Source organism: Nocardia sp. JMUB6875 (assembly GCF_041154655.1).
GTDB lineage: Bacteria > Actinomycetota > Actinomycetes > Mycobacteriales > Mycobacteriaceae > Nocardia.
The window spans coordinates 1-11,349 of the sequence record NZ_BAAFGR010000209.1; the positions used below are offsets into that span (position 1 = coordinate 1).

General features: G+C 67.7%; 11 protein-coding genes and 1 rRNA gene. 10 read left to right on the forward strand and 2 right to left on the reverse strand.

The annotated features are described in order from the left end of the window. Nucleotides 1-1,197, forward strand: a 1,197-nt coding sequence (locus tag ACAM49_RS34745; protein ID WP_369639781.1) for a low temperature requirement protein A, incomplete at its 5' end; no start/stop codon positions are given. A 36-nt stretch (nt 1,198-1,233) separates the two neighbouring features. Here ACAM49_RS34745 and ACAM49_RS34750 read toward each other — a convergent pair. After that, nucleotides 1,234-1,953 carry a DsbA family oxidoreductase gene (locus tag ACAM49_RS34750; RefSeq protein ID WP_369639782.1) on the reverse strand — a complete coding sequence of 240 codons (720 nt, stop codon included), beginning with the start codon at nt 1,951-1,953 and terminating at the stop codon, nt 1,234-1,236. Nucleotides 1,954-2,130: 177 nt separating this feature from the next. Between ACAM49_RS34750 and ACAM49_RS34755 the strand changes: the two genes are divergently transcribed. From ACAM49_RS34755 to ACAM49_RS34775, 5 genes are all read left to right on the forward strand, one after another. Next, nucleotides 2,131-3,315 (forward strand): NAD(P)/FAD-dependent oxidoreductase, encoded by a 1,185-nt coding sequence (locus ACAM49_RS34755; protein ID WP_369639783.1) that lies wholly within the window; start codon nt 2,131-2,133, stop codon nt 3,313-3,315. An 85-nt stretch (nt 3,316-3,400) separates the two neighbouring features. Next, nucleotides 3,401-4,342, forward strand: coding sequence for an RNA polymerase sigma-70 factor (locus tag ACAM49_RS34760; protein ID WP_369639784.1), 942 nt, complete (start codon nt 3,401-3,403; stop codon nt 4,340-4,342). A 115-nt stretch (nt 4,343-4,457) separates the two neighbouring features. Next, nucleotides 4,458-4,751, forward strand: coding sequence for a DUF3761 domain-containing protein (locus ACAM49_RS34765; RefSeq protein ID WP_369639785.1), 294 nt, complete (start codon nt 4,458-4,460; stop codon nt 4,749-4,751). A 65-nt stretch (nt 4,752-4,816) separates the two neighbouring features. Then, nucleotides 4,817-5,440 carry a DNA-3-methyladenine glycosylase gene (locus ACAM49_RS34770; protein WP_369639786.1) on the forward strand — a complete coding sequence of 208 codons (624 nt, stop codon included), beginning with the start codon at nt 4,817-4,819 and terminating at the stop codon, nt 5,438-5,440. 50 nt (nt 5,441-5,490) lie between these two features. Beyond that, the gene (locus ACAM49_RS34775; protein WP_369639787.1) at nt 5,491-6,060 is read left to right on the forward strand and encodes a Clp protease N-terminal domain-containing protein; all 570 of its coding nucleotides are present in this window, start codon (nt 5,491-5,493) and stop codon (nt 6,058-6,060) included. Nucleotides 6,061-6,145: 85 nt separating this feature from the next. Here the strand turns inward: ACAM49_RS34775 and ACAM49_RS34780 are convergent, their stop codons facing one another. Continuing rightward, on the reverse strand, nt 6,146-7,768 hold the full coding sequence (locus ACAM49_RS34780; RefSeq protein ID WP_369639790.1) for a 2-isopropylmalate synthase: 1,623 nt from the start codon (nt 7,766-7,768) through the stop codon (nt 6,146-6,148). 218 nt (nt 7,769-7,986) lie between these two features. On the opposite strand from ACAM49_RS34780, the gene ACAM49_RS34785 reads away from it, so the two are divergent. From ACAM49_RS34785 to ACAM49_RS34800, 4 genes are all read left to right on the forward strand, one after another. Further along, complete coding sequence (locus ACAM49_RS34785; protein WP_040807719.1) at nt 7,987-8,658, forward strand: FadR/GntR family transcriptional regulator; 672 nt, start codon at nt 7,987-7,989, stop codon at nt 8,656-8,658. Between the two features lie 104 nt (nt 8,659-8,762). After that, entirely contained in the window at nt 8,763-9,191 is a 429-nt protein-coding gene (locus ACAM49_RS34790) for a DoxX family protein (protein ID WP_369639788.1), read from the forward strand. A gap of 197 nt (nt 9,192-9,388) precedes the next feature. Continuing rightward, nucleotides 9,389-10,672, forward strand: a complete 1,284-nt coding sequence (tyrS, locus tag ACAM49_RS34795; RefSeq protein WP_369639789.1) for a tyrosine--tRNA ligase — start codon at nt 9,389-9,391, stop codon at nt 10,670-10,672. A gap of 576 nt (nt 10,673-11,248) precedes the next feature. Beyond that, a 16S ribosomal RNA gene (locus tag ACAM49_RS34800) occupies nt 11,249-11,349 on the forward strand; the annotation flags it as partial.

The following is an 11,349-nucleotide window of genomic DNA, read 5'->3' on the forward strand; positions in this document are numbered from 1 at the left end:
GATATGTCCGGGTTGGCGGGGGAGATCGAGGCGGAGGGTGGGCAGGTTCGGGCTTCGACCCTGGAACTGTTCTTCGACCTTGTGTTCGTCTTCACCATTACGCAGTTGACGCATGTTTTCACCCATCACCCGGGCTGGCAGGAGCTGGGGGAGGTGGCGTTGATGTTCGCCAACATCTGGTGGATGTACAGCGGGTATGTGTTCCTCACCAACGAGGTGGCGCCGAACAGTTCGTCGCGGCGGACGTTTCTGCTGCTGGGTATGTTCGGGTTCTTCATCATCGCCATCTCGATCCCGCACGCGTTCGAGGGCACCGGGCTGGTGTTCGGGCTCGGCTACATCGTGGTGAGCACGATTCACACGATCATGTTCGTGTCCGCGGGCGGCGACGGGGCTCGGAGCGCGGCGCTGCGGCTCGGACCGTTGAACGCCATCTCCGCGGGACTGGTGCTGGCGGGCGGCATTGCCGAGGGCGCGCCGCGCGGCATCCTGTGGACGCTCGCGATCATTCTGGAGATCGTCACCCCGTACCTGATCCCATCCGAGGGATTCGTGGTGCGCGCCAGCCATTTCTGCGAACGCAACGGCCTGGTGATCATTATCGCGCTCGGCGAATCCGTGGTCGCCATCGGCGCGAACCTCACCGGCGAGGAATTGACCGTCGGCCTGATCGCCAGCGTCGCGCTCGGCCTCACCCTCGGATATGTGCTGTGGTGGGCCTACTTCGGCTTCGACGACGAGCGCGGCGAACAGTCACTGGCCGCGTTGCCGGTCGGCCGTCGCGTCCGGCCCGCCGTGCTGGCCTACGGGTATTCGCTGTATATCGTGGTGCTCGGCATCATTCTCACCGCCGCCGGCATCTCCATGGTCATCGCCCACGACAACCAGCCCGCGAGCAAGGCCGCGGCGCTGGCGCTTTCGGGCGGCGTGGCCCTGTTCTTCCTGGGCCAGTGCGCCTTTCGCCTGGTGCTGGGCCTGCCCCGCCCGTGGTGGCGGCTGATCGGCGCGGCCTGCGTGCTGGCCACCGCGCCCATAGGAGTCGTCTGGGTGGCCTGGGGGCAGCTGGTGGTGCTGATCGTGGTCGCCTACGGCTTCGTCATCGCCGACGACCTGGTCCGCATCCGCGCCGGTGAGGACAGCTCGTACGTGCACCCGGAGACCTCGGCGCTCGGCCGCAGGATCACCCGGAACCAGTAACCCCGCCGCCGACCGTCCGGCGGCGGGTCCGCGCGATCAATCCCGCTGCGGCACAGCGCATCCGTCGGGCCCGCACACTTCGGCGTCCGCGACGATCTCCAACTTCGGCGCATGATCGGCCCAAGCCTGCTCCAGCGCCTGCGCGAACACCTCCGGCGGCTGCGCCCCCGACACCCCGTACTTGCGATCCAGCACGAAGAACGGCACCCCGCGCGCCCCGAGCCGCGCGGCCTCGGCCTCGTCGGCGCGCACCGCGTCGGCGTAGGCGTCGGGATCATCGAGCACGGCCCGCACGGCCTGCTCGTCGAATCCGGCCGACACCGCCACCTCCACCAGCCGCTCGGTATCCCCGAACAACGCCCGCTGCTCACCGAAGTTGGCCGCGTACAACGCGTCCAGCAACTGCTCCTGCCGCCCCTGCTCCAGCGCGAAATGCAGCAGCCGATGCATATCGAAGCTGCTCCCGAAGTCGCGCCCCTCGGTCACATAGCTCAACCCCATCGCCTCGGCCTGCGCCCCGATGCCGCGCTCATTGGCCGCGGCCTGCGCCTCGCTGATCCCGTACTTCTCGGCGATATACGGCACCACCGCGTCGCTGTGATCGCGCGGCAGCGTCGGGTCCAGTTCGAAGGACCGGTGCACCACCGTCACGTCATCGCGGTGCGGGAACGCCTCGAGCGCCTCCTCGAAACGCCGCTTGCCCAAGTAGCAGAACGGGCAGTTGATATCGGTCCAGATCTCGACCTGTACGGCCATCACACCTCACTCCGACGCTGTTTCCGCAGGCCGGAGGGGTCCGGCCACCCTGATGCCAACCGCCTGCCGAGCCCGAATGTTCCGTCGTGACCCAGCTCACACCAACGGGTTGTCACGTTCCGCGGGGCTGCCCTGTCTCATGCCCGACCCAGCAGGAACACGCCCCAGGAGCCGAAAATGAACGCCACCAACAACACCCGCGAAATCGTCGTCCTCGGCGCCGGCTACACCGGCATGCTGGCCGCCATCCGGCTGGCCCGCCGCACCCGCAAGATGGACGTCCGGATCACACTGGTGAACCCCTCGGAGCGCTTCACCGAGCGGCTGCGCATGCACCAGGTCGCCGCCGGGCAGGAGCTGAAGAACCACAGCATCCCCGCCATCCTCGACGGCTCGGGTGTGGTCTTCCACCGCGCCGCCGCCATCGCCATCGACACCGAGGCCCGCGTCGTCACCCTCGACGACGCCACCGAGCTGGCCTACGACAACCTGATCTACGCGCTCGGCAGCGCCACCGACACCTCGATCGTCCCCGGCGCCGACCAGCACGCCTGGACCCTCAACGATCCCCGCCTGGCGCACCGCTTCGGGCAGCGGCTCACCGAAATCGCCGCCGCCGCGGGCACTGTCACCGTAGTCGGCGGCGGACTGACCGGTATCGAGGCCGCCACCGAGATCGCCGAATCGCACCCGGGCCTGACCGTCACCCTGATCAGCGCGCAGCAGCCCGGCGCCATGATGGGCGACAAGGCCCGCGCCCACCTCGAGCGCGCCCTCGACCGGCTGCGCATCGTCCGCAAGATCGGCGTGAAGGTCACCAAGGTGCTGCCCGACGCCGTCCGCCTCGACAGCGGCGAATTCGTCGCCTCGGATCTGACCCTGTGGACCACCGGTGTCAAGGTCGCACCCCTGGCCGCCCAGGCCGGAATCGCCGTCGACGAGCGCGGTCTCATCGTCACCGACCCGACCCTGCGCTCGGTCTCGCACCCCGAGATCCACGCCATCGGCGACGCCGCCGCGATCCGCATGGCGTGGGGCCAGGTGCACGGCACCTGCCAGACCGGCATGGCCAGCGCCGCCTACGCCGCCGACACTCTGGCCGAGCAGCTGCGCGGAAAGACGGTGAAGCCCTTCCGGATCGGCTACTTCCACCAGCCGGTCAGCCTGGGCCGCCGCGACGCCGTCATCCAGTTCACCAATGCCGACGACACCCCGAACCGCTGGTACCTGAAGGGCAAGGCGGCCTGCGCGTACAAGGCGATGGTGAGCGGCAGCCCGGTCCCCACCTTCAAGATGAGCAAGCACATGACCATGCAGGCCCAGCTGTCGAACGGCGGCCGCGCCACCCGCGAGATCGCATGACGCGGTCGACGGATACCGGGATACCCCACGGCTATCCCGGTGTTCGGCTGGAAACAGTCCAAATCAACCGGTAGGTATGAGTCCCATGCAGGACCACGACCCCACGCTCGCCGATCGGCGCGACGACACCATCGACCCCTTCGTCGCCCACCGCAGACTGCTCTTCGGCACCGCGTACCAGATGCTCGGCACCGTCACCGACGCCGAGGACATCCTGCAGGACGCCTGGATCAAATGGCATGAGGTGGACCGGGATTCGGTCACCCACCCCAAGTCCTACCTGGTCCGCACCGTCACCAACCTGGCGCTCAACCGCCTCACCTCCGCGCGCGCCACCCGCGAGACCTATGTCGGGCCCTGGCTGCCCGAACCCCTGCTCACCACCACGACCGACGCCGCAGAGGAGACCGAGATGGCCGACACCGTGTCGACCGCCATGCTGGTCGTCCTCGAAACCCTGAACCCGGTCGAACGCGCCGTGTTCGTGCTGCGCGAGGTCTTCGGCTACTCGCACGCCGAGATCGGCGGCTTCCTCGACAAGCCCGAGGCGACCGTCCGCCAGATCTCCCACCGCGCCCGCTCCCATGTGCATTCGCGCCGCCCGCGTTTCGACACCGACCAGGCGGTCCGCTCGGAGATCACCGAGAAGTTCATGGCCGCCGCCCAGGGCGGAGACGTCAACGCGCTCATGGAACTGCTCGCCCCCGAGGTGACGCTGTGGAACGACGGCGGCGGCAAGGTCACCGCGGCCCGGCGGCCGCTGTACGGACCCGATCACGTGGCGCGCTGGATGCTCGGCGCGATGGCCAAGCCGACCAGCGCGGGCATCCGGCTCGAAGCCGCGTATATCAACGGCGAGCTCAGCGTCCTCGCGGTCATCGGCGACTACCGGGTGGGCGCGCTCACCTACGACATTCGCGATGGACGCATCGAAAACATTCGCTTCCAGGTCAATCCGGACAAGGTCGCTGGAATCCAGCTGCCGACCGATGTCGAATCGGCCGGTGCTGAATCGGCCGGTGAATAGGTCGGCGACTAACGAACGCGGCGATTCGGCGATAGTCCTCCCGTACTATTCAGCGCTCGTCGGGGGGGGAATCCGCCTTCCGTTTCAACATCGTTTTTCGGCAAGGGATTTCGAAGTGATCGGCCAGACAACGCGCCGGGTGGCGCGACATATCCTGCCCTGGGCCGCCGCGGCCTTCATCGGCGCGAGCACCGCGCTCGCCGGACCCGCGTCCGCCGTCCCGGTGCTCCACACCGCTTGCGGCGCAAGCGAATACCAGAACTCCGACGGCGCCTGCGTGCAGCGCCCGGAACAGTCCGCCACCGTTCCCGACGGCGCCACCGCGCACTGCAAGGACGGCACCTACAGCTTCAGTCAGCACCGCAAGGGCACCTGCTCGGGCCACGGCGGCGTCTCGGAATGGCTCTAGCTCACTAGGTGCGGGCGCCCTCCCGCCGATGCCGCCGGGAGGGCGTTCCGGAACAATGGATCGCCGTGGGTGCCGAAGAACTTGCCGTCGAACCGCTGCGCGCCGCCCGGCGACTGCTCGGGGCCACCCTGCGATCCGGTCCGGTCGCCCTGCGGATCACCGAGGTCGAGGCGTACGGCGGCGATCCGGCCGGACCCTGGCCCGACCCGGCCGCGCACTCCCATCGCGGGCCGACTCCGCGCAACGCGGTCATGTTCGGGCCGCCCGGCGTGCTGTACGTGTACTTCAGCTACGGCATGCACACCTGCGTGAACGTCACCACCGGCCCCGACGGCATCGCCAGCGCGGTGCTGATCCGGGCAGGGGAGATCATCGAGGGTCTCGACGCCGCCCGTGCCCGCCGCCCCGCCGCGAAATCCGACGCCGACCTGGCCCGCGGCCCCGGCAATGTCGGCAGCGCCCTCGGAATCACGCTGGACGACTACGGAACTCGGCTGTTCGACGCGAACGCGCCCATCCGCCTCGAACTCGCCCCCGAAATCACCGATATCGCAGCCGTTTCCGCCGGACCCCGCGTCGGCGTCAGCCTCGCCGCCGACCGCCCCTGGCGACTCTGGCTCCCGGACTCGCCGGCCGTCTCCGCCTACCGCCGCAGCCCCCGCGCGCCCAAGCTGGACCGTTCCGCCTGAGGGAGGGCTACGGTGGACTGATCGACAGCTCACCTTAGGTGGAAAAGCCCATGTTCGAACGGTTCACCGACACCGCCCGCCGCGCCATCGTGCTCGCCCAGGAGGAGGCCCGCCTGCTCGGGCACGACTGGATCGGCACCGAACACCTGCTGCTCGGCGTCTTCGTCGGCGACGACCCGGTGGCCGCCCGCGCCCTCGGCGATCTGGGTCTCGACGTCTCCGGCGTGCGCGAACGCATCCGGCAGGCCGTCGGCGAACACGACAAACACGAGCCCAGCGGCCACATCCCCTTCACCCCGCGCTCGAAGAAGGTGCTGGAGATGTCGCTACGCGAGGCAATGCGGTTGCGGCACAACTACATCGGGCCCGAGCACATCCTGCTCGCGCTGGTGGCGGAGGGCGAGGGCATCGCACCCCAGATCCTCATCAGCCTGGGCGCCGAACCGGCCGCCGTGCGCAAACGGATCGCCGAACTCGGCAACGCGCCCGGCCGCGATCCGGAACCGCCCACCGAATCGGACCTCTACCAACGCATTTCAACCCTGGAGGCCCGGGTCGCCGAACTCGAACGCCGCCTCGGCCCCGATCTCGGCGGCGCGGCGGGCGGCGTCGGCCCCTGAGCGGCACGGCTCCCGCCCGCGGCCGCGCCCGGATTCCTCGCGGAACCGGAACGGGCCATCCAGGCGGGTGCGCAGCTGGTTTCGGCTACCGTACGGGTGCCAGGGCGGCCGCCCCGGCAGCTGCGGCGGCGGCCACCGCGTCGATCGCCGCGCGCGCGGCGGATTCGCCCGTGCCGAAAGCCCAGGCTGTGCCGTTGCAGCCGCGGTATTCCAGGTAGGCGACTGCGGGAGCGGTCTCGGGGTGGTTCACGGTCTGGTGCGTCAGTGACAGCACCTCGATCGGAAATCCCTGCTGCGCACAGACCTTCACGGCCTCCTCACATGTCGCTGCGGCGGCGACGACCGGGTCGCCGGGAGGCGTGTCCATTCCGGCTGCCGTGTAGGTCTCGGTGAACAGCTCCCACAGCGTGCGCGCCGACACCTCGGTTCCGGTGGTGTCGGTGTGCCGCTGCACGTGCCGGGCGAAATCGATCTGCAGCCGCCGCGGCAGGTCCAGGCCGTACTCCGTCTGCAACAGATAGGCGATCCCGCCCTTGCCGGACTGGGAATTCACCCGGATGACCGCATCGTAGGAGCGTCCGACATCGGCCGGATCGATCGGCAGATACGGTACCTCCCAAGGGATTTCACGCTCATCCAAACCCAGCCGCGCGGCCCGCTCGCGGTGCTCGGCGAACCCCTTCTTGATCGCGTCCTGATGCGTGCCCGAGTAGGCGGTGTAGACCAGATCGCCCGCGTACGGGTGCCGGTCGTGGATCGGCAGCCGCGTGCAGTACTCGACCGTGCGCCGCACCTCGTCGATATCGGAGAAATCGATCATCGGATCCACGCCCTGCGCATGCAGATTCAATGCCAGCGTCGCCAGGTCCACATTCCCGGTGCGCTCGCCATTGCCGAACACGCACCCCTCGACCCGCTGCGCCCCGGCCAGCACCGCCAACTCCGCGCAGGCGACGCCGGTGCCGCGGTCATTGTGCGGGTGCACCGACAGGATCACGCTGTCGCGCCGCGCCAGGTTGCGGTGCATATATTCGATTTGGTCCGCGTACACATTCGGCGTCGCCACCTCGACGGTCGCGGGCAGGTTCAGGATCACCGGCCGCTCGGGCGTGGCATCCCACAGCGTCGTCATCCGATCGCAGATGTCCAGCACATAGTCGGGCTCGGTCAGCATGAAAACCTCGGGCGAGAACTGGAATCGCACGTTCGGCATGTCCCCGGCCAGCTCCAGCACGTCCCGGCCGCCGGCGGTGATCAGCTCGGCCAGTTCGTCACGGGTCTTGCCCAGCACCACGTTTCGCCAGGTCGGCGCGGTCGCGGTGTACATATGGATGACGACGTTGTTGGGAATGCCGCGAATGGATTCCACCGTCCGCTCGATCAGATCCCGGCGGGCGGGGGTGAAGACGACGATGGTGACATCCGCGGGAGCCAGTCGCTCCGACCCGATCAGCCGCACGAAGTCGAAGTCGGTCTGCGACGCGCTGGGGTAGCCGACCTCGATCTCCTTGTAGCCCATGGCCACCAGCATTTCGAAGAAGCGGCGCTTGCGTTCGGGATCCATCGGCTCGGCCAGGGCCTGATTGCCGTCCCGCAGATCGACGGGCACCCACAGCGGCGCGGTGGTGATCCGGTTGGTCGGCCATGAACGTTCGGTCAGCGGCACCGAAACCCGTTGGTACACATCGCGATACCGATGCGACGGCATGACGGACGGCTGCTGACGATTCCAGTTCTGAGAGATGCTCACGGCACTTCGCTTTCGCGTCGGAAGAAGATGACCGGCGCAGCACAGCGACCCGCTAGCGGGGTGCCGGTCTGGTCAGACCCCGCCGCGGCGGCGAAGGAGAAGCAGGGCACCCGTAAGCATGTGGACTAGACTAGAAGAGATTCACTCCTCAGACAAGTAGAGAGGCCGGAGCGAAATTGGCGCAGGTACAGAGGCATCCGCTCGCCGCCCAGGCGGCCGAGGTGCTACTCGAGCGGGTCCGCGCGGGGGAATGGCAGCTCGGCCACCGGCTGCCCGGGGAGACCACCCTCGCCGCCCAGCTCGGGGTCGGCCGCTCCACCCTGCGCGAGGCCATCCGTGAACTCGCGGGCAAGGGCGTCCTCGAAAGCCGCCAGGGCGCGGGCGTTTTCGTCACCGCCCTGGATGTCGCCGAGGACTGGGACACCGTGCTGCGCCGCAGCGATATCGTCACCGTCATCGAGGCCCGCATCGCCATCGAGGCCGAGGGTGCGGCCCTGGCCGCCCGCCGCCGCACCCCCGCCGACCTGCGCGCCATGCTGCGCGCCCTGGCTGCGCGCGCCGAAAGCGGTGATTCCATCGAGGCTCTCGTCGACGCCGACACCGCCTTCCACCGCACCATCGTGGCCGCGGCACACAACGACATCCTCTTGGAACTGTTCAACGCCTTCGTCCCGCGCTCGCGCCACGCCATGATCGACATGCTGCGCATCCGCCCCATGCGCCTGCCGGCCGCCGACCACGACGCGCACGAGGACCTCTACACCGCCATCCGCGCCCGCGACCCCGAGGCCGCCGCCACGGCCAGCCGCATCCACCTGACCAGCCTCAAAGCCGCCTTCGACGGCTAGCCGGAAAATTTCTTCGCGGCAGCGATGAGTTTCCGCGACGGCCCCCGTCCTATGGAGCAAGCGAGTTCGACACCGAACCGACAAGCCCCAGAAGGACATTCGAAATGACCACCATCGCCGCCACCCAGACCGTCGCCACCACCACCGCCACCCCCGGCAAGATCCGCAACCGCGTGCTGTGGACCCTGCAGATCGTGCTCGGCCTCTTCTTCATCTTCGCCTCGGGCCTGCCGAAGTTCATGGGCCAGGCCGACGCCGTCCGCGTCTTCCACCAGATCGGCTTCGGTGACTGGTTCATGTACTTCACCGGCCTGGTCGAGGTCGCCGGCGGCATCGGCCTCATGGTCCGCCGCCTGAGCGGTCCGGCCGCCGCAGGCCTGTCCATCACCATGGTCTGCGCCGCCGCCACCCAGGCCTTCATCCTCGGCGCCCCGGCCATGTCCACCTTCCCGCTGATCCTGGTCGGCGTCTTCGCCTGGATCGCCTACCAGCGCCGCGCCTCCTTCTCCACCTTCACCAACCTGGTGAAGTGAGCTTCGAAAATCGCTCGACCTCCAGCCCGTCGCCGATCACACTCGGCGACGGGCTTACGGGCGTCTATTGCGGTTCGTCTCGCTGAGGAGGGGATCGGCCAGGGCTTGTGCCGATCCGCCCCCAGCGTCTTCATGTCGGACACGACGCTCCACACCCTCTGCAACCTCGATATTCACGTGCGGAAAGATAGGGATCCGTGAGCGGCGACATCATTGATGAACTGACCTGGCGCGGACTGATCGCGCAGTCCACCGACCTGGACGCCCTGCGCGCGTCCGCGGCCAAGGGCCCGATCACCCTCTATGCCGGTTTCGACCCGACCGCGGCCTCCCTGCACGCCGGACACCTGGTTCCCCTGCTGGCGCTCAAGCGCTTCCAGCGCGCGGGCCATCGCCCGATCGTGCTGGCCGGTGGCGCGACCGGACTCATCGGCGATCCCCGCGACGTCGGCGAGCGCACCATGAACTCCACCGACACCGTGGCCGAATGGGCCGGGCGCATCCGCTCCCAGCTGGAGCGCTTCGTCGATCTGGGTGACGCCCCGAACGCGGCGATCATCGCCAACAACATGGACTGGACCGGACCGCTGAGCACGGTCTCGTTCCTGCGCGATATCGGCAAGCACTTCTCGGTGAACGTCATGCTGGCCCGCGACACCGTCAAGCGTCGCCTCGAGTCGGACGGCATGTCCTACACCGAATTCAGCTACATGCTGTTGCAGGCCAACGACTTCCTGCAGCTGCGCCGCGAATACGGCTGCACGCTGCAGGTCGGCGGCTCGGATCAGTGGGGCAACATCATCGCGGGCGTGGAGCTCAACCGCCGCGTCGACGGCGAGCACGTGCACGCGCTGACCGTTCCGCTGGTGACCTCGGCCGACGGCAAGAAGTTCGGCAAGTCCACCGGCGGCGGCAGCCTCTGGCTGGACCCGGAGATGACCAGCCCCTACGCCTGGTACCAGTACTTCGTGAACACCGCCGACGCGGATGTGGTCCGCTACCTGCGCTGGTTCACCTTCCTCTCGCGCGAGGAACTCGACGAGCTGGAGAAGGCGACCGCCGAGCGCCCGCACGCCCGCGAGGCGCAGAAGCGCTTGGCCGCGGAGATGACGACGCTCGTGCACGGCGAGGAGCACACCCGCTCGGTGCAGCTGGCCAGCCAGGCCCTGTTCGGTCGCGGTGAACTCCGCGAGCTGAACGAATCGACGCTGGCGTCGGCGCTGACCGAGGCCGCGGTCGACGGCAAGGTCGCCGAGGCGACCACGGCGTCGACCATCGTCGACCTGCTGGTCGAGTCCGGGCTCTGCGAGAGCAAGGGCGCCGCGCGGCGTGCGGTCAACGAGGGTGGCGCATCGGTGAACAACGTGAAGGTGTCCGACGTGGAGTGGACTCCCTCGGAGTCCGACTTCCTGCACGGACAGTGGCTGGTGCTGCGTCGCGGCAAGAAGAACTTCGCCGGCGCACGCCGCGCGGCCAGCTGATCCGCGCCGCCGCGAACTGATCTGCGGCGCAACTGATTCGGAAACAAGATCGAAATGACCTGGGTCACAGAGGGGTGGCCCAGGTCGCCCAACCGCCCAGTTTGCAATCGGCTGACCAGCGCAAACACCTTGGCGACCAGCGGATTTGACCTCGCGTTATCCGCCGCGTAACTTAGTCCAGGTCAGAGCGACACGGACACCGACCGGGACCGAAACGCCCAGCTCAGAGCAGGGATTCGGAAGCGGAAACGAGGTTGGACGAAGGCGCCGGACACGAACACTCCAAACTAGGTTTGGGCCTTGACTCTGTTGGGTAGGGCCGCTAGGCTGGAAAAGTTGCCTCGCTGGACATCCGATCAACTTGGATAGATGGCTTGTGCGTGTGTTCTTTGAGAACTCAATAGTGTGTCGATGAATGTCAGTGCCAAATATTTTATTTGGTTCCGATTCCTCACCCCCCGTGTGAGGGTCGGACATTTAAGTCAGCTTAATTTCCGAGCTGGCGTTTAATCTGCCAAGGTTTTCGGACTCTGGTTAATTCTTCCGATTAGCTCGCAAGAGCAAAGTCGAGAGTCTTCAACGGAGAGTTTGATCCTGGCTCAGGACGAACGCTGGCGGCGTGCTTAACACATGCAAGTCGAGCGGTAAGGCCCTTCGGGGTACACGAGCGGCGAACG